At 61.6% G+C, this 17,550-nt stretch carries 15 protein-coding genes; 6 read left to right on the top strand and 9 right to left on the bottom strand.

What is annotated here, in order from left to right; all coding sequences use genetic code 11:
* Positions 1 to 34: 34 nt before the first annotated feature.
* Together ACMGE0_RS19130 and htpX are read right to left on the bottom strand one after the other, a co-directional pair.
* On the bottom strand, positions 35 to 1,432 hold the full coding sequence (locus ACMGE0_RS19130) for an RsmB/NOP family class I SAM-dependent RNA methyltransferase (RefSeq protein WP_436817465.1): 1,398 nt from the start codon (positions 1,430 to 1,432) through the stop codon (positions 35 to 37).
* Positions 1,429 to 2,394, bottom strand: a complete 966-nt coding sequence (gene htpX, locus ACMGE0_RS19125) for a zinc metalloprotease HtpX (RefSeq protein WP_436817464.1) — start codon at positions 2,392 to 2,394, stop codon at positions 1,429 to 1,431. Before htpX ends, ACMGE0_RS19130 begins: the two co-directional genes overlap by 4 nt.
* 112 nt (positions 2,395 to 2,506) lie before the next feature.
* Between htpX and ACMGE0_RS19120 the strand changes: the two genes are divergently transcribed.
* Together ACMGE0_RS19120 and ACMGE0_RS19115 are read left to right on the top strand one after the other, a co-directional pair.
* A complete protein-coding gene (locus tag ACMGE0_RS19120) occupies positions 2,507 to 2,725 on the top strand; it encodes a DUF1674 domain-containing protein (protein WP_436817463.1) in 219 nt (72 codons plus the stop codon).
* Between the two features lie 59 nt (positions 2,726 to 2,784).
* On the top strand, positions 2,785 to 3,222 hold the full coding sequence (locus tag ACMGE0_RS19115) for a thermonuclease family protein (protein ID WP_436817462.1): 438 nt from the start codon (positions 2,785 to 2,787) through the stop codon (positions 3,220 to 3,222).
* A 36-nt stretch (positions 3,223 to 3,258) separates the two neighbouring features.
* On the opposite strand, the gene acs is transcribed toward ACMGE0_RS19115, so the two are convergent.
* A complete protein-coding gene (gene acs / locus ACMGE0_RS19110; RefSeq protein WP_436817461.1) occupies positions 3,259 to 5,211 on the bottom strand; it encodes an acetate--CoA ligase in 1,953 nt (650 codons plus the stop codon).
* A gap of 238 nt (positions 5,212 to 5,449) precedes the next feature.
* Between acs and ACMGE0_RS19105 the strand changes: the two genes are divergently transcribed.
* Positions 5,450 to 6,160, top strand: coding sequence for a DUF1013 domain-containing protein (locus tag ACMGE0_RS19105; RefSeq protein WP_436817460.1), 711 nt, complete (start codon positions 5,450 to 5,452; stop codon positions 6,158 to 6,160).
* A gap of 61 nt (positions 6,161 to 6,221) precedes the next feature.
* Here the strand turns inward: ACMGE0_RS19105 and ACMGE0_RS19100 are convergent, their stop codons facing one another.
* Together ACMGE0_RS19100 and ACMGE0_RS19095 are read right to left on the bottom strand one after the other, a co-directional pair.
* On the bottom strand, positions 6,222 to 8,153 hold the full coding sequence (locus ACMGE0_RS19100) for a propionyl-CoA synthetase (RefSeq protein ID WP_436817459.1): 1,932 nt from the start codon (positions 8,151 to 8,153) through the stop codon (positions 6,222 to 6,224).
* A gap of 98 nt (positions 8,154 to 8,251) precedes the next feature.
* Positions 8,252 to 8,911: a YggS family pyridoxal phosphate-dependent enzyme gene (locus ACMGE0_RS19095; RefSeq protein WP_436817458.1), complete on the bottom strand. Its 660-nt coding sequence runs from the start codon at positions 8,909 to 8,911 to the stop codon at positions 8,252 to 8,254.
* Positions 8,912 to 9,085: 174 nt separating this feature from the next.
* Here ACMGE0_RS19095 and leuS point away from each other — a divergent pair, with 174 nt between their 5' ends.
* Genes leuS through holA form a run of 3 tightly spaced genes read left to right on the top strand, consistent with a single transcriptional unit; the run spans position 9,086 to position 13,285 of the window.
* Entirely contained in the window at positions 9,086 to 11,716 is a 2,631-nt protein-coding gene (gene leuS / locus ACMGE0_RS19090) for a leucine--tRNA ligase (RefSeq protein WP_436817457.1), read from the top strand.
* A complete protein-coding gene (locus tag ACMGE0_RS19085) occupies positions 11,706 to 12,266 on the top strand; it encodes a hypothetical protein (protein WP_436817456.1) in 561 nt (186 codons plus the stop codon). The genes leuS and ACMGE0_RS19085 overlap by 11 nt, the downstream gene beginning before the upstream one ends.
* Positions 12,254 to 13,285, top strand: a complete 1,032-nt coding sequence (gene holA, locus ACMGE0_RS19080) for a DNA polymerase III subunit delta (protein ID WP_436817455.1) — start codon at positions 12,254 to 12,256, stop codon at positions 13,283 to 13,285. The genes ACMGE0_RS19085 and holA overlap by 13 nt, the downstream gene beginning before the upstream one ends.
* 5 nt (positions 13,286 to 13,290) lie before the next feature.
* Here the strand turns inward: holA and ACMGE0_RS19075 are convergent, their stop codons facing one another.
* Genes ACMGE0_RS19075 through mnmG form a run of 4 tightly spaced genes read right to left on the bottom strand, consistent with a single transcriptional unit; the run spans position 13,291 to position 17,506 of the window.
* Positions 13,291 to 14,172: a ParB/RepB/Spo0J family partition protein gene (locus ACMGE0_RS19075; protein WP_436817454.1), complete on the bottom strand. Its 882-nt coding sequence runs from the start codon at positions 14,170 to 14,172 to the stop codon at positions 13,291 to 13,293.
* Between the two features lie 28 nt (positions 14,173 to 14,200).
* Complete coding sequence (locus tag ACMGE0_RS19070) at positions 14,201 to 14,992, bottom strand: ParA family protein (RefSeq protein ID WP_436817453.1); 792 nt, start codon at positions 14,990 to 14,992, stop codon at positions 14,201 to 14,203.
* Between the two features lie 15 nt (positions 14,993 to 15,007).
* The gene (rsmG, locus tag ACMGE0_RS19065; protein WP_436817452.1) at positions 15,008 to 15,625 is read right to left on the bottom strand and encodes a 16S rRNA (guanine(527)-N(7))-methyltransferase RsmG; all 618 of its coding nucleotides are present in this window, start codon (positions 15,623 to 15,625) and stop codon (positions 15,008 to 15,010) included.
* Positions 15,626 to 17,506: a tRNA uridine-5-carboxymethylaminomethyl(34) synthesis enzyme MnmG gene (gene mnmG / locus ACMGE0_RS19060; RefSeq protein ID WP_436817451.1), complete on the bottom strand. Its 1,881-nt coding sequence runs from the start codon at positions 17,504 to 17,506 to the stop codon at positions 15,626 to 15,628.
* Positions 17,507 to 17,550 lie beyond the last annotated feature (44 nt).

The raw sequence follows: 17,550 nt of genomic DNA, 5'->3' as shown, positions 1-17,550 counted from the left end.
TTCGAAAGAATGTGCCCGGATGGTGAATAAAGCCTTACCGGAGCCGGAGCACGCTCGCGAAGAAGCCGTCCATGCCGCCCGCGAATTTTTCGTCGCCGGGCAGCATCGCCGGCGTGGTACGGAATTCGCCGAGCGGCGAAATCGCCTCCTCCAGCCCCGGCCAGCGATTGCGCTCGACGGGCAGGCGCCTCAGTTCGGGATGATCGTCGAGGACACGCGCCACCAGCTCTTCCCCTTCCGACGGATCGAGAGAGCAGTTCGAGAAGACGATAATGCCGCCCGGTTTTACCAGCGTGACGGCGTGGCGCAGCATCTTTTCCTGCAGCGCCGCGAGCTTGGCTATATCCTCCGGCCCCTTGGTCCAGAGCACGTCCGGATGCCTGCGCGTGGTGCCGGTCGAGGAACAGGGTGCGTCGAGCAACACGCCGTCCAGCAGTTCATCGGGCCGGAAACCGAAGAGATCGCCGCCGACCAGCTCGGCCTCCAGCCCCAGCCGCGCCAGGTTCTCCTTGAGCCTGGCAAGCCGGTTGGCGGATTGTTCGACCGCCACGACATGCGCGCCCGCCTGGATAAGCTGCGCCGTCTTGCCGCCGGGTGCGGCGCAGAGGTCGGCCACCCTCTTGCCGTTGAGATCGCCGAACAGTTTGGCGGGAATGGCCGCGGCCGCGTCCTGCACCCACCATCCGCCTTCTACAAAACCTTCAAGCGCCGAAACCGCGCCTTCGAAAGCCGGCATGCGCACGCTTCCGGTCGGCAGAACCTTGCCGCCGAGCTTTTCCGCCCAGGCTTGCGGATCGGACTTCACCGTCAGGTCGATGGCCGGCGGCACGAGCTGTGCTTCTGCGATACGCTCTGCCCCCGTCTCGCCGTAGCTGGCGATCAGCCGCTCTCGGAACCATGCCGGCACCGGAGAAACGGAAGCGATCCTTGCAAGAACCTCGTCCTTCTCCCGCACCAGCCGGCGCAGCACGGCGTTGACCAATTTGGCAAAGCGGCGGTTGCGCGGGTCGCGATTGGCCTGCTCGACCGCAAGATCGACAGCCGCATGTGAGGGAATGTCGAGATACAGGATCTGCGTTGCCGCAACGACCAGCACGTGATGCAGTGCCCTTACCCCTTCCGGCAGTGGCGTTTCGATAAGGGAAGCGATCGCCGCCTCGATGCGGGGCAGGTGGCGGAGCGCCGTGGTGAGGATCGCCCGCGTCAGCGCCCGGTCGGCGTCACCGAGCGCCTTGTAGGCCGGGTTGCCATGAGTGAGGTCGAGCATGCCGTCAAGCGATATCTTTCGGTCGACGACGGCTGCCAGCAATTTGGCCGCCGTGGCCCGAACCTCGAGCCCGGGCTTCCCAGGACCTTCGCCCGGAACGGGCGAGACCGGTTTTCTTGGATATTCCGATGATTTGGAAGGTTTCTTGTTCTTCTTGTCGTTCAAGACCAGGGACCTTTGCGCGATTCGTCCGAACCGCGGCCCCAGCCGGTATTCGGAACGGAGCGCGCGGTGCGCTGCGGTCTATCAGTGCCGAACCCCGCCGTCGAGGCGCCGCCGCGGAACTCGCCGGCCATCTGCTGCAGGGCTGCAATGCGGTTTTCGGTATTCGGATGGGTCGAGAACAAGTTATCCATGCGCTCGCCGGACAGCGGATTGATGATAAACATATGGGCCGTCGCGGGATTGCGCTCCGCTTCGTAGTTCGGGATCGCATGTGCGGCACCCGCGATCTTGGCGAGCGCCGAGGCGAGCCAGAGCGGGTTGCCGCAGATTTCGGCGCCGCGCCGGTCGGCGGAATATTCACGCGTGCGGCTGATCGCCATCTGCACCAGCATGGCGGCAAGCGGCGCGACGATCATCGCCACCAGCACCCCGACGAAGCCGAGCGGATTGCTGTTGTTCTCCCGGTTGCCGCCGAAGAAGAAGGCGAAATTGCCGAGCATGGAGATCGCACCGGCAAGCGTTGCGGTGATCGTCATGGTCAGCGTGTCACGGTTCTGGATATGGGCGAGTTCGTGCGCCATGACGCCCGCGACTTCTTCATGCGTCAGCCTCTGCAGGAGGCCGGTCGAGGCCGCGACGGCGGCATTCTGGGGGTTGCGGCCGGTCGCAAATGCGTTCGGCTGCGGATTGTCGTAGATATAGACCTTCGGCATCGGCAGGCCGGCATTGGCGGCCAGATCCCGGATCATAGTGTAGAATTCCGGCGCGGTGCGCTGATCGACCTCCTGCGCATGATAGGCCCGAAGCACCATCTTGTCGGAATTCCAGTAGGAAAACAGGTTCATGCCCGCGGCGATGACCAGGGCGATCATCATGCCGCTGGTGCCGCCTATCAGGAAGCCGACCCCCATGAACAGGGCCGTCATGAAGGCCAGAAGCATGGCGGTGCGCATCACATTCATCGTCATCTCTCCCGTTGCCCGAGTCGCCCGAGGGTTTTCCCGCGTCGGCGAACGCCCTATGATGTGGTCAATTCAACCGCAATTTTCAATAAACCATCCGGTGATGGAAAAAATGCAGAACGCAGACAACGACAATAGCGAAACAGTACCCGAAGAAGACGCCGCGAAGAAGACGCTTTCGCCTGCCGCCCGGCGGGCGCTGAAGGAAGCCGAGGAACGCCGTCAGGCAGCGGCAAAGATCGAGATGCCGGAAGAATTCGGCGGCCGCGGCGGCGCCGACCCCGCCCGCTTCGGCGATTGGGAGATCAACGGCCGCGCCATCGATTTCTGAGGTAAATATTCCTATTGACTTCGCCACGGGATCGGAATTTATTCCTTTCCATGATGAAGATGGGCCTGATTCTCACGGGATTTGCCGCGGTGTTCGCGACCGCAGCCTCGGCGCGCGACGAAATCTCCGGGCCTGTCGCCGCTGAAATCCTGCGCATCGTCGATGGCGATACGCTGCTCGTCGAAGCGCAGCCCTGGCCGCAGCAGAAGATGGAAGTCTATGTCCGCATCCGCGGCATCGATGCGCCGGAACTGAGGTCGAAATGCCTGCGCATTCGCGAAGCCGGGCTCGATGCGCGGCATGCCCTCGAAGCACTCACGGCAAAATCACGCGGAATTCAGCTGACCCGCATCGCCGGGGACAAATATTTCGGCCGCATCGTCGCGGACGTGAGGCTGCTCGACGGCCGGAGCGTCGCCGATGATCTGCTTCTCGCCGGTCTCGTGCAGACCTACGACGGCGGCCGCAAGCCGAGCCAGATTTGCCCCGCCGACTGACAGGCCGCCCGGTTTTCCGAGCGGCCCGTGGTGCAATCAGCCAGCCTTGTTCTGGCGGTTGGCGATCAGGTCGTCCACGACGGCCGGATCGGCGAGCGTCGAGGTATCGCCGAGCGCGCCGAAATCGTCCTCGGCGATCTTGCGCAGGATCCGGCGCATGATCTTGCCGGACCGGGTCTTCGGCAGGCCGGGTGCGAACTGGATCTTGTCCGGCGCGGCGATCGGCCCGATCTCGTTGCGGACATGCTTCACCAGTTCCTGGCGCAGCGCGTCATTGCCTTCATGGCCGGCCATCAGGGTGACGTAGCAATAGATGCCCTGCCCCTTGATATTGTGCGGATAGCCGACGACGGCCGCTTCCGAGACCAGATTGTGCGATACGAGTGCCGACTCCACTTCCGCCGTGCCGAGACGGTGCCCGGAGACGTTCAGCACGTCGTCGACGCGGCCGGTGATCCAATAGTAGCCGTCCTCGTCGCGTCGGCAGCCGTCGCCCGTGAAATATTTCCCCTTGTAGGTGGAGAAATAGGTCTGCACGAAGCGTTCATGGTCGCCATAGACGGTGCGCATCTGGCCCGGCCATGAATCGGCGATGCAGAGATTGCCGTCGGCTGCCCCTTCCAGCACCCTGCTCTCGTTGTCGACGAGCTCAGGCTTCACGCCGAAGAAAGGCTTGGTGGCCGAACCAGGCTTCAGGTCGGTGGCACCCGGCAGCGGCGTGATCATATGGCCGCCGGTCTCCGTCTGCCACCACGTATCGACGACCGGGCAGCGGCCGTCGCCGACCACATTGTAATACCATTCCCAGGCTTCCGGATTGATCGGCTCGCCGACCGTGCCGAGCAGGCGCAGGCTCGCGCGGGAAGAGCGTTTGACGAACTCGTCGCCGGCACCCATCAGGGACCGGATGGCCGTAGGCGCCGTGTAGAAGATGTTGACCTTGTGCTTGTCGACGATCTCCCAGAAACGCCCTTGGTCCGGGAAGTTCGGCACGCCTTCGAACATCAGCGAGGTGGCGCAGTTCGCAAGCGGCCCGTAGACGATATAGGAATGGCCGGTGACCCAGCCCACGTCCGCGGTGCACCAGTAGATATCGCCGTCGTGGTAGTCGAAGACATATTCGTGGGTCATCGCGGCGAAGACGAGATAGCCGCCGGTCGTGTGCAACACGCCCTTCGGCTTGCCGGTCGAGCCCGACGTGTAGAGGATGAACAGCGGGTCCTCCGCCTTCATCTTCACCGGCTCGCAATGCGGCTTCACGCTGGCGATCTCCTGATGGTACCAGAGGTCGCGGCCCGGAGCCCAGCCGGTCTTGCCGCCGGTGCGGCGCACCACCAGGACCTTGTTGACGATCACGTGCTGGCGCGCCGCGATATGGATCGCCGTATCGGTGTTTTCCTTGAGCGGCACCGGCTTGCCGCCGCGCACGCCCTCGTCGCAGGTGATTACGAAAGTGGACTGGCAGTCGATGATGCGGCCGGCCAGCGCCTCCGGCGAGAAGCCGCCGAAGACGACCGAATGCACGGCGCCGATGCGGGCGCAGGCGAGCATGGCATAGGCCGCTTCCGGGATCATCGGCATGTAGATCGTGACGCGGTCGCCCTTCTTGACGCCATGCTTTTTCAAGACGTTCGCCAGCCGGCAGACCTGATCGTAGAGCTGGTTATAGGTGATCTTCTTGTCGATGTAAGGATTGTCGCCCTCCCAGATCAGCGCCGTGCGCTCGCCATGGGTCTTCAGGTGGCGGTCGATGCAGTTGTAGGAGACGTTGGTAAGCCCGTCCTCGAACCACTTGATCGAGACCTTGCCCTTGAAGGACGTATTCTTCACCTTGGTATAGGGCTTGAACCAGTCGATGCGCTTGCCGTGCTTTCCCCAGAACTTGTCCGGGTCCTCGATGCTCTCCTCGTACCACTTTTCGTATTTGTCCTTGTCGACGAGGGCCCGCGTTTTCGCGGATTTGAGAACCGGATAGACTTTTTCGGACATGAACTCCTCCCTGATTGCCACTGAGGACGACGCATCGGACCGTCAGCGATATGTGCCGCATTCATAACAGGTGAGGCAAGAGCGGCAATTAGACAAACGGTCCATTTGGTTTGAAGACATCCGGTTTGAAGATTTGCAATTCTGTCCCATTTCGATTATAGCGCGGTGAATTTCCGGAAATTGTGGTTGATACCCACGGCCCGCGACACCGGCGCGGACGGACAGAGGAACTATACCCATGGCCCAAACATTGCTCATGCCGAAGGCGACGGCTGTATGGCTGGTCGATAATACCGCGCTTTCCTTCGACCAGATCGCCCAGTTCTGCAAGCTTCATCCGCTGGAAGTGAAGGCGATCGCAGACGGCGAAGCGGCGCAGGGCATCAAAGGCCTCGACCCGATCGCCACCGGCCAGCTTTCCCGCGACGAAATCGCCCGCGGTGAAGCCGATGTGAATTACAAGCTCAAGCTTTCCGAACCGAAGGTCCGGGTGCCGGAATCGAAGCGCCGCGGCCCCCGCTACACGCCGGTCTCGAAGCGCCAGGATCGCCCGAACGCCATCCTCTGGCTGGTCCGCAACCATCCGGAACTCAAGGACGCGCAGATCTCCCGCCTCGTCGGCACGACCAAGTCGACCATCGAGCAGATCCGCGAGCGCACCCACTGGAACTCGGCCAACCTGACGCCGATGGACCCGGTCACCCTCGGCCTCTGCAGCCAGATCGATCTCGACCTCGAAGTGGAAAAGGCCTCCAAGGGCCGTCCGCTGCCCACGGCGGCCGAGGCCGGTGCGTCGCTGCAGCCGGCTTCCGAGACCGAGAACCTCGATTTCGGCTACCGTGGCGAGCGCGAGGAAGAAAAGGAAATCGACGCGGACGCGGTGTTTGCGAAGCTCAGCTCGCTCAAGTCCAACCGCCGCGACGAAGAGGACGAGGACGAGCGTTTCTGAACGAACCGGCTCCAGACCCATCAGAAAAAAGCCCCGGAGATCGTCTCCGGGGCTTTTTCGTTCAGGCACTCTGCTTCAGACCGCTTCCTTCCCGCGCATAGCCGTTGGCTTTCAGGATCGCGGTGATCTCGTCGAGGATTGCCGGATCGTCGATCGTCGCCGGCATCTTCCAGGGCATGTCGTCGGCGATTTTCTGCATCGTGCCGCGCAGGATCTTTCCCGACCGGGTCTTCGGCAGGCGGTTGACGACCATCACCGTCTTGAAGGCCGCCACGGGGCCGATCTCGTTGCGCACCAGCTCGGCGACTTCCTTCGCGATGACCGAGGTTTCCCGTGAAACGTGGTTCTTCAGCACCATGAAGCCGCAGGGGATTTGCCCCTTGGTGGCGTCGTGCACCCCGATCACCGCACATTCGGCGACGTCGGGATGTTTGGCGCAGACCTCCTCCATCGCGCCCGTCGAAAGCCGATGGCCGGCGCAGTTGATGATGTCGTCCGTGCGGGCCATGACAAAGATGTAGCCCTCCTCGTCCATCATTCCCGCATCGGCCGTTTTGTAATAGCCGGGGAATTCTTCGAGGCAGGCCTCCCGAAACCGCTGGTCGGCATTCCAGAAGCTGACGAGGCAGCCCGGCGGCAAAGGCAGCTTGAGGACGATATTGCCGAGCGTGCCGCGCGGAACCGGATGGCCGGCATCGTCCAATACGTCGAGCGTGTAACCGGGCATCGGTCGCGTCGCGGAACCATGTTTCACCGGCATCAGGCCGAGGCCGACGGTATTGGCCGCGATCGGCCAGCCGGTCTCCGTCTGCCACCAATGGTCGATCACCGGGATCTTGAGCTTCTGCTCGGCCCATTTCAGCGTTTCCGGATCGGCGCGCTCGCCGGCGAGAAACAAGGCCCGCATGCCGAGCAGATCGTAGTTGGCGACGAGTTCCCCCTCGGGATCGTCGCGGCGGATCGCGCGGAAAGCTGTCGGCGCCGTGAACAGCACCTTCACGTCGTGATCGCTGACGACGCGCCAGAAGGTCCCCGCGTCCGGCGTGCCGACCGGTTTGCCTTCGAAGATGACGCTCGTATTCCCTGCAAGCAGCGGCGCATAGACGATATAGGAATGACCGACCACCCAGCCGATGTCCGAGGCCGTCCAGAACACCTCGCCGGGTTTCACCCCGAAGATGTTCTCCATGCTCCAGTGGAGCGCCACCATATGCCCGCCATTGTCGCGCACGACGCCTTTCGGCTGGCCCGTCGTACCGGATGTATAGAGGATGTAGAGCGGATCGGTGGCCTTCACCGGCACGCATTCCACTTCCATGCCGCGCCCTTTATCCACCGTCTCGGCAAAATCTAGTTCGCCGCGTTCGGGTCGCAGCACCGCCTGGAGCTGCTCGCGCTGCAGGACAAGGCAATGTCGGGGCTTCACGCGGGCGAGCTCGACCGCCTGATCGAGCAGCGGCTTGTAAGCAACGATCCGACCCGGCTCCAGGCCGCAGCTTGCGCTGATCACCAGTTTCGCTTCCGAATCGTTCAGCCGCGCCGCCAGTTCCTGGGCTGAAAACCCGCCGAACACGACCGAATGTACGGCCCCTATACGGGCACAGGCAAGCATCGAGAAGATCGCCTCAGGCACCATGGGCATATAGATGACGACCCGATCGCCCTTTTCGATACCGAGATTGCGCAAGGCGGCGGCAATTGCCTTCACCTCCTGGAGCACATCTTCATAGGTGAAGCTCTTCTTGGTGCCGGTCATGGCGCTGTCGTAGATGAAGGCGCGCTGCCCGCCGCGCCCGGCAGCCACATGCCGGTCCAGGCAGTTATAGCAGGTATTCGTCTCCCCACCGGTGAACCAGCGGCCATAGACGCCCTGCTCCCCATCGAAGATCTTGTCGGGATCCTTGAACCAGTCGATGGCGGCGGCGGCATGCCTCCAGAATCCTTCCGGATCCTTCCGCCAACCCTCATAGACTTCGAAATAGCGGCTTTGCATCTGCACCTCCCGTTACATTGCACTGCCTGGATCTAATCAATCTAGGGTGCGGGAGAGGTGCGGGGAAGCCCGACGAAAGCGCTAGTTTCGTTGCCCTCTTACCGGGCGCCGAAAATAGCCGAGCCGACGCGCACGCTGGTGGCGCCGAATTCCACCGCCGTCTCGAAATCGCCGGACATGCCCATGGAAAGCTTTTCGACGCCGCATTCCTCGGCAAGCCTGGCGAGCAGTGCGAAATGCGGCCCGGGATTTTCCTCCGCCGGCGGAATGCACATCAGCCCTTCGATCGAAAGGCCCAGATCTCTCCGGCAGAAATCCACGAAAGCTTTCGTCTGCTTCGGCTCGATCCCGGCCTTCTGCGGCTCCAGGCCGGTATTCACCTGCACATAGAGCTTGGGCGCCCTGCCCTGCCTCGTCATCTCGTCGGCGAGCGCCCGGGCGATCTTTTCACGGTCGATCGTCTCGATCACGTCGAACAGCGCCACGGCATCCGCCGCCTTGTTGGATTGCAGCGGGCCGATCAGATGCAGCTCGATATCCGGCGTTTCCGTTTTCAGCTCGGGCCATTTCGCCTGGCTTTCCTGCACGCGGTTTTCGCCGAAAACGCGCTGGCCGGCGGCAATCACCGGCCGGATGTGCTCGGCATCGAAGGTCTTGGAAACGGCGACCAGGGTCACCGCCCCCTTCGGCCGCTCGGCCTGGCGCTCCGCTTTCTCGATCCGTGCCTTCACATCCCGCAGCCGTTCTTCGACGCTCATGACCGACCTTCCGTGTTTCTTGCCAAGTCAGCGCATAGCCCTCATATAAGCCTCTGCCAAGGGCATTTGCCTGAAACTTGCCCCTTCCCGGCCCTCTAAAACTTGACGCTTGCGGGCTTTCGTGGTGAAGGTCTGGCCCGACTCCTGATCCTATTTTCCCGGAATATCATCGAAATGGCGACTGAACGTTACAATCCGCGCGATGCCGAGCCCCGTTGGCAAAAGACGTGGAGCGAGGCCAAGGTTTTCGAAACCGACAACAGCGACCCGCGCGAGAAATATTACGTTCTTGAGATGTTTCCCTATCCCTCGGGCCGCATCCACATGGGCCATGTGCGCAATTACGCCATGGGCGACGTGGTCGCCCGCTACAAGCGTGCCCGAGGCTTCAACGTGCTGCACCCCATGGGCTGGGATGCCTTTGGCATGCCGGCCGAAAATGCCGCGCGTGACAACAAGGTGCATCCGAAATCCTGGACGTACCAGAACATCGAATCCATGAAGGCGCAGCTGAAGGCCATGGGCCTGTCGCTGGACTGGAGCAGAGAATTCGCCACCTGCGATGTCGAATATTACCAGCAGCAACAGCATCTCTTCCTCGACATGATGGAAAAGGGGCTGGTCTACCGCAAGCAGTCCAAGGTCAACTGGGATCCCGTCGACCAGACGGTTCTGGCCAATGAGCAGGTCATCGACGGCCGCGGCTGGCGCTCCGGCGCGCTGGTGGAGCAGCGCGAGCTGGTGCAATGGTTCTTCAAGATCACCGATTTCAGCCAGGACCTGCTGGACGCGCTGGATACGCTCGACCAATGGCCGGAAAAGGTCCGGCTGATGCAGAAGAACTGGATCGGCCGCTCCGAAGGCCTGACGATCCGTTGGGAGATCGTGCCCTCCACCGCCCCCGCGGGCGAAACGGAGGTCACGGTCTATACCACTCGTCCCGATACGCTGTTCGGCGCCTCTTTCCTGGCGATCGCCGCCGACCATCCGCTGGCCAGGGCAGTTGCCGCGATCAATCCGGCTATCGAAGTTTTCGCCGAGGAATGCCGGCACCAGGGCACCTCGCTGGCCGCGCTGGAAACGGCCGAGAAAAAGGGCATGGATACCGGCATCCGGGTCAGGCATCCGCTCGATCCGTCCTGGGAACTGCCGGTTTACGTCGCCAATTTCGTGCTGATGGAATACGGCACGGGAGCTATCTTCGGCTGCCCGTCCGGCGACCAGCGCGACCTGGATTTCGCCCGCAAATACGGCCTGCCGGTCGTTCCTGTCGTCATGCCGAAGGATGGTGATGCCGCCACCTTCGAAATCGGCGACACGGCCTATGTTGACGATGGCGTGATGATCAACTCGCGCTTCCTGGATGGCAAGGACACCACCGAAGCCTTCGAGATCGTCGCCGACGGGCTCTCGAACACGATACTCGGAAACCGCCCGCAGGCTGAACGGAAAGTCAATTTTCGGCTGCGCGACTGGGGCGTTTCCCGCCAGCGTTATTGGGGTTGCCCGATTCCTGTCATCCACTGCGATGACTGCGGCGTCGTGCCGGTGCCGAAGAAGGACCTGCCGGTGGAACTGCCGGATGACGTGACCTTCGACCAGCCCGGCAATCCGCTCGACCGTCACCCGACCTGGCGCCACGTCGCCTGCCCGCAATGCGGCAAGGATGCGCGCCGCGAAACGGATACGATGGACACGTTCGTGGATTCGAGCTGGTACTTCACCCGCTTCACGGCGCCATGGGAAAGCGAACCGACCGACCCGGCCGTCGCCAATCGCTGGCTGCCGGTGGACCAGTATATCGGCGGCATCGAACACGCGATTCTGCACCTTCTCTATTCGCGCTTCTTCACCCGTGCGATGCGGGAAACGGGCCATGTGGACGTCAAGGAGCCCTTCAAGGGCCTCTTCACGCAGGGCATGGTCGTCCATGAAACCTATCGCCGGGGCTCCGGCCCGAACGGCGAATGGGTGGCTCCTGCCGATATTCGCATCGAGGAAGCCGACGGCAGACGGCGCGCAACGCTGCTGTCGACCGGCGAGGAAGTGGCGATCGGCTCTATCGAGAAGATGTCGAAGTCGAAGAAGAACGTCGTCGATCCGGACGATATCATCGCCTCCTACGGCGCCGATACCGCCCGCTTCTTCGTGCTTTCCGATTCGCCGCCCGATCGCGATGTCATCTGGTCGGAAGCGGGCGTCGAGGGCGCCCACCGTTTCACGCAGCGCCTCTGGCGCCTGATTTCGGAAGCTTCTGCGAACCTGGCGGATGCCAATCCGACTCCGGCTAAGGAAGGTGAGGCTCTGGAGATTTCCCAGCTCGCTCACAAGACGCTGAAGGCGGTTCAGGGCGACTATGACAAGCTTTCCTTCAACAAGGCCGTTGCGCGGATCTATGAGCTCGTGAACGCGCTTGCCGCACCGCTGGGCAGGATCGCAGCCGGCGAGGGCGATGCAGCCTATCGCGCTGCCGTCCGCAACGCCGCCGAAATCCTGATTCAGATCGTCGCTCCGATGACGCCGCATCTGGCTGAAGAATGCTGGGCAGCGCTCGGCAACAGGGAACTGCTCGCCAGAACGGCCTGGCCGCGATACGACGAGGCCCTGGTCGTCGAAAACGATGTCACACTGCCGGTCCAGATCAACGGCAAGAAGCGAGCCGAATTGACAATTGCGCGCGACGCGGATCAAAGTGCCGTCGAGGCTGCGGTTCTGGCGCTGGATGCGGTGAAGGCGGCTCTTGATGGCCGGGTGCCGAAGAAGATCATCGTCGTTCCACAAAGGATCGTGAACATTGTCGTCTGACCGCTTTCTTCGCCGCATCGGGTTCGTTTCCGGCCTGATCATGCTTGCATTTCTTGCCGGCTGCCAGGTGCGCCCGCTTTATTCCGAGGCGTCAGGCACCGGCGAACGCCTGGCGGCAATCAGCTTTTCCCATCCCCAGAGCAGGATTGATCAGGTTGTCCGAAACCACCTGATCTTTCTGACCTCCGGCGGGGCCGGCGAATCCGCGCGTCCGGCCTATGACGTGAAACTGACGGCCAAGAGCACGGCGACCAGCATCCTCGATGACGAGGACGAAGACAACGTATCTTCGACCGGTGTGCCGGTTCCGGGTCGCGTGCAGGTCGAGGCGGTCTATACGCTCACTCGCATGAGCGATGGCCAGGTGCTGAAATCCGGCAAACGGGATGTCGTGTCCCTCATCGACGTTTCGGGACAGGGCTTCGCAAAGCTGCGCGCCATTCGCGACGCGGAAAACCGCGCTGCACGGGAGCTTGCTGAGTTCATCCGCGCCGAAATCGCCATCGTGCTGGCGCGCGAACCTCAGCCGCAGACGGTATGGCAGAAGTAAAGTCCCACGAATTCGACCGCTTTGCCGAAAAGGGCGCCGAGCTCTACAGGATTTTCGTGATCTATGGTCCTGACCGGGGCCTCGTCTCCGAGCGGGCTTCGCTCCTTGCCGGCAAGACGGGGGTCTCGCAGGACGATCCCTTTGCCATGCTGAAACTCGACATCGCGGACCTGCAGGGCGATCCCGGACGCCTTCTGGACGAGGTCAATTCGCTCGGCCTCTTCGGCGGCTCGAAACTCGTCTGGCTGCGAGGCGCCGCCAACGAAAAGCCTCTGCTGGACGCAATGCAGGTACTCGCGGACGGACCACCGCCCGCCAACATCCTCATCGTGGAAGCCGGCGATCTCAAGAAGGGCAGCGGTCTGCGCAAGATCGCCGAACCGGCGAAGTCGATTGCCATCGTTCCCTGCTATGCCGACGATATAAAGGCCCTCAACAGCCTCATCGATACCGAACTCGGCGCTGAGGGCCTCAGGATCGCTCCCGCGGCCCGCCAGAGGCTGCTGGAGCTGGTCGGAGGAGACCGGGTGGCCTCCCGCAACGAAATCCGCAAGCTCGCCCTCTATTGCCGCGGCAAGGGAATGGTGGAGGAGGAGCATATCGGCGAAATCATCGGCGATGCGAGCAGCGTCTCGGCCGACGAGGCCGTCGATGCCATCCTCAGCGGCGATCTACCGGGCCTCCAGCGCGCTATCCAAAAGGTTCTGTCCTCGAAGACCCCCGTTTTCCTCGTTCTGCAGTCCTGCCTCAGGCAATTCCAGATGCTGGATTTGATGAAGGCGGAAATGGAGGAAAAGAAACTGCCGATCGCCCAGGTCATGATGACGCTCGGCCGGCATATTCACTTCAAGCGGAAGCCGATCATCGAAAAAGCGCTCAGGACGTGGAATTCGGCGGCACTTGCCCGCGAAACGGAGAGATTGCAGGCCGCCATCCTGATGTCGCGCCAGAAGCAGGCCCTGGAGCCGAGCATCGCGCTTCACACGCTGATGGCCACGGCTCTCCAGTCGAGCCGCTAGGTTTATTATCGGCGCTCGAGGAGTCTGCAGATGTCTTCGAGCTGTTCCAGCGTCCGATATGCGATTCGGATATGCCCGCCGCCATTCTTGTGATTGATCCTGACCTCGAGACCGAGCGCGTCCGATAGCGTTCGCTCCAGAGCAAGAGTGTCCGAATCCTTTTGTTCCGCCTTCGAAACGGATGCCGGTTCCGATTGTGCCTTGATGTCGTTCTGGGCCAATCGCTCCGCATCGCGAACCGACATGCCTTTGGCAACGATCGTGCGGGCAAGCGCCGCAGGATCCGATGTGGTGATCAAAGCGCGCGCATGGCCTGCCGAGAGGCTGCCCGATGCCAACATCTCCCGGACCGATTCCGGCAGTTTCAAAAGACGAAGGCTATTCGCCACATGGCTTCGGCTCTTGCCGATAATTTCGCCGAGATCGTTCTGGGTATAGCCATGCTCCGCGATGAGCTGCTCGTAACCCAGAGCCTCTTCCAGCGGATTGAGATCCGACCGCTGGACGTTTTCCACGATCGCAATCTCGAGTGCGGTCCGGTCGTCCACATCCCGAACGATGACGGGAATCTCGATCAGACCCGCGAGCTGCGCTGCGCGCCAGCGCCGCTCGCCGGCGATGATCTCATAACGGCTGGAGCCTCTCGGCCGAACGACAACCGGTTGGACGATCCCGTGCTGGCGAATCGAGCTCGCCAAATCCTGCAGTTCGTCCTCGTCGAAATTCCGGCGCGGATTCTTCGGATTGCGCGAGACATGCTCGATCGGCACCATCCGATCCGGGTTGACACTTCCGGAAGCGCTGTCGACCGGCAAAGGCTGATCCATTTCGCCGATAAGGGCCGCAAGGCCGCGCCCCAGGCGGCGTTTTGAAAGATCGTCACTCATTCTTTTTCACCCGTCTGTCTGAAGGCCGTCAGGCGGCTTTGCGGCGGCGTTCCCGCTGAATCACTTCCGAAGCCAGTTGCAGATAGGCTTGGCTGCCCGCGCATTTGAGGTCGTAGAGAATTGCCGGCTTGCCGTAGGACGGCGCTTCGGACACGCGGACGTTGCGGGGAATCAACGTATGGTAGACCTTTTCGCCCAAATAGGTTCGAACGTCGCTCACGACCTGCTGCGCGAGATTGTTGCGCGCATCGAACATGGTCAGCACGATGCCTTGGATATCGAGCGAAGGATTCACCGTACGGCGCACCTGGTCCACGGTTTCCAGGAGCTGACTCAGGCCTTCGAGAGCGAAAAATTCGCATTGCAGCGGCACCAGCACCGAGTGAGCGGCGGCCATGGCGTTCATCGTCAGCAGATTGAAAGACGGCGGGCAGTCCAGAAGAATGTAGGAATAGGCCATCGCTTCGTCGCCCCCCAGGGCGCGCCGCAGCTTGAAAGCGCGATCGGGAGCTTGGGAAATCTCCATCTCAAAACCCAGCAGGTCCATGGTCGAAGGAACGATGGAAAGGTTCGGAACGGCGGTCTCCAAGGCGATTTCCGCAATCGCATTGTAACCCATGAGAAGGTCATAGGATGAAAGCTTTCGGTCCCGGCGCTCGATGCCCAGCCCGGTGCTGGCATTCCCTTGAGGGTCCAGATCGACGATCAGCACACGCTCACCGATGGCGGCAAGGGCGGTGGCAAGATTAATGGCGGTCGTCGTTTTGCCGACGCCGCCCTTCTGGTTGGCTATGGTGATGATCCGGTTCTTCTCGAACATGCCGCACCTGAGGATCTAGGGTTCCTTGTGCCTTAAATGACCTATTTCCAGAATCACTGAATCCGGTTCAACGGCACTCTGGTGTTTTATCAGATCGAATACCCAGCGGCCACGGGCTTTTTCGATTTCGGCCGCGTAATCCCGGCCTTTATGGAAAAATGCCCTTGCATTCGTCCCTATCATCCAGTCGGACGCGTAGAAAAGCAGCTGATCAAGCTCTGCCAGGGCCCGAGCCGATATTCGATCACAGCCGGAAATAGCCTTGGAAGCCGTTTCGATTCGCAAGGGATGCACGGAACCGCGCGCGCCGGTCTCATTCAAGGCGACCCGGAGAAATGCCGCCTTCTTTTGGTTGCTCTCCACGAGATGAACCCAGCCATCCTGCTTTTCAGACAGAAAAATTGCGGTGATGACGCCGGGAAAGCCCCCGCCCGATCCCAGATCCAACCAGCGTTGTGGCTCTGGAGAGAGCTGAAAGATCTGTGCGCTATCGGCGATGTGACGGCGCCAGAGCTCGTCCAGCGTGGATGGCGCCACGAGATTGATTGCCTTGGCCCATTTCTGAAAGAGTGCTGCAAAATGCTCTAGTTTTTGCTGCGTTTCACGTGAAACACTCTTGCCGTTCAACAGCATTTACGAGACTCGTTTAAGGTGACTGGTTGCGGCCTCTTCTTTTCTAAGAAATGCGAGGATGAGCGCAAGAGCCGCCGGCGTCATGCCGTCCACCTTGGAAGCCTGGGCAAGGTTGCTGGGATTCGCGGCCGTCAGCTTCTGCTTCAATTCATTCGAAAGGCCAGGAAGTGCTTTAAAATCAAAGGTTTGCGGGATAATCCGAGCTTCGTCCCGATAGGTGGCCTGGATATCTGCCGCCTGCCGATCCATGTAGACGGCATAGGAAGCCTCGATCTCAAGCGCCTCACCTATCTTCGCAGGGAAACGGGCCAGCTCGGGCCAAATTGCGGCAAGAGAGTGCAGCGATTGATCCGGATAGGCCAGCAACTCATACGCCGTGCGGCGCTGGCCATCCTGGTTGAGCTTCAGGCCGTAGCGAGAGGCTTCATTTGGCGTCAGGGTGAGGGAACGCAGCACCTGCCGTCCCTCATCCAGCATCTGCCGGTAGCCCCGGAACTTCGCGGCGCGCGGCGCGCCAACACATCCCAGCGAAATTCCGTTTTCCGTGAGCCTGACATCGGCATTGTCCGCCCGCAGCGACAGGCGGTATTCCGCTCGCGAGGTAAACATGCGGTAAGGCTCTGTGACGCCGCGGGATGTCAGGTCATCGATCATCACACCGATATAGGATTCCGTACGGCTGAAATGATGGGCTTCGCCACCGGCCGCACGACGGGCTGCGTTGAGACCGGCGACCAATCCCTGCGCCGCCGCCTCCTCGTAGCCGGTGGTGCCATTGATCTGGCCGGCCAGAAACAGCCCGGCAATCTTCTTGACTTCGAGACCTGCACTCAGTTCCCGCGGATCCACGTGATCGTATTCGATCGCGTAGCCGGGCTGCAATATGGCGACGTTCTCAAGACCCGGAATGGTCCGAATGAAGGCTTCCTGAACCTCTGCGGGGAGGGACGTCGATATGCCGTTGGGATAGACCGTATCGTCATCCAGGCCTTCGGGCTCCAGGAAAATTTGGTGTCCGTCCCGTTCGCCGAACCGAACGATCTTGTCCTCGATCGAGGGGCAGTAACGGGGACCGATACCTTCGATCTGGCCCGAATACATGGCCGAGCGATGAATGTTGTCGGAAATGATTCTATGGGTCGCGTCCGTCGTCCGGGTGACACCGCAGGCGATCTGCGGAGTGGTGATCCGGTCGGTCATGAACGAGAAAGGCACCGGATTCTCGTCGGCCGCCTGGCTGCCGATACCTTTCCAGTCGATCGTCTTTCCATCAAGCCTCGCCGGCGTCCCGGTCTTCAGGCGGCCGAGCCGCAGACCGAAGCGCATCAGCGTTTCCGAAAGGCCGACGGAGGGTGCCTCTCCAACACGCCCCGCCGGGATTTTCCGATCGCCGATATGGATAAGGCCGCGCAGGAAAGTGCCGGTCGTCAGTACGATCGTTCCGCATCCGAATCGGCGGCCGTCCTTGAGTTCCACGGCGGCCGCCCGCCCGCCTTCGATATCGATGTCGTGGGCGTCGCCTTCGATGATGGTGAGATTCGGGTGATCCGCCATCTCCTGCTGCATTGCCAGCCGATAGAGCTTGCGATCTGCCTGGGTCCTCGGCCCGCGCACAGCAGGACCCTTTTTCCTGTTGAGAAGACGGAACTGGATACCCGCAGCGTCCGCGACCCGCCCCATCAGACCATCCAGTGCGTCGACCTCTCGCACCAGGTGTCCCTTGCCGAGCCCGCCAATCGCGGGATTGCAGGACATGACGCCGATCGTTTCTCTTTTATGGGTGATGAGCGCCGTCCTGGCGCCCATACGGGCAGCAACGCTGGCGGCTTCGCAGCCCGCATGTCCCCCGCCGATCACGATCACGTCGAATGCCATGTCCATTTTCCGTCACCTCACGAAGCGTCGCAACAGCGATGTTTCACGTG

The sequence above is a fragment of the Neorhizobium descurainiae genome, assembly GCF_051400715.1.
Lineage (GTDB): Bacteria > Pseudomonadota > Alphaproteobacteria > Rhizobiales > Rhizobiaceae > Neorhizobium.
The sequence above is the reverse complement of the archived record's forward strand: the minus strand, read 5'-3'. Positions and strand labels throughout refer to the sequence as shown.

Excerpts from the sequence above, each read along its gene's own strand:
- ACMGE0_RS19095 (WP_436817458.1), bottom strand. The coding sequence starts at position 8,911 with ATGAGCGTCGAAGAACGGCTGCGGGATGTGAAGGCACGGATCGAGAAA.
- ACMGE0_RS19075 (WP_436817454.1), bottom strand. The coding sequence starts at position 14,172 with ATGAGTGACGATCTTTCAAAACGCCGCCTGGGGCGCGGCCTTGCGGCC.
- acs (WP_436817461.1), bottom strand. The coding sequence starts at position 5,211 with ATGTCCGAAAAAGTCTATCCGGTTCTCAAATCCGCGAAAACGCGGGCC.
- htpX (WP_436817464.1), bottom strand. The coding sequence starts at position 2,394 with ATGAATGTGATGCGCACCGCCATGCTTCTGGCCTTCATGACGGCCCTG.
- ACMGE0_RS19115 (WP_436817462.1), top strand. The coding sequence starts at position 2,785 with ATGGGCCTGATTCTCACGGGATTTGCCGCGGTGTTCGCGACCGCAGCC.
- leuS (WP_436817457.1), top strand. The coding sequence starts at position 9,086 with ATGGCGACTGAACGTTACAATCCGCGCGATGCCGAGCCCCGTTGGCAA.
- rsmG (WP_436817452.1), bottom strand. The coding sequence starts at position 15,625 with ATGCTGTTGAACGGCAAGAGTGTTTCACGTGAAACGCAGCAAAAACTA.
- ACMGE0_RS19105 (WP_436817460.1), top strand. The coding sequence starts at position 5,450 with ATGGCCCAAACATTGCTCATGCCGAAGGCGACGGCTGTATGGCTGGTC.
- ACMGE0_RS19070 (WP_436817453.1), bottom strand. The coding sequence starts at position 14,992 with ATGTTCGAGAAGAACCGGATCATCACCATAGCCAACCAGAAGGGCGGC.
- holA (WP_436817455.1), top strand. The coding sequence starts at position 12,254 with ATGGCAGAAGTAAAGTCCCACGAATTCGACCGCTTTGCCGAAAAGGGC.
- ACMGE0_RS19120 (WP_436817463.1), top strand. The coding sequence starts at position 2,507 with ATGCAGAACGCAGACAACGACAATAGCGAAACAGTACCCGAAGAAGAC.
- ACMGE0_RS19100 (WP_436817459.1), bottom strand. The coding sequence starts at position 8,153 with ATGCAAAGCCGCTATTTCGAAGTCTATGAGGGTTGGCGGAAGGATCCG.
- mnmG (WP_436817451.1), bottom strand. The coding sequence starts at position 17,506 with ATGGACATGGCATTCGACGTGATCGTGATCGGCGGGGGACATGCGGGC.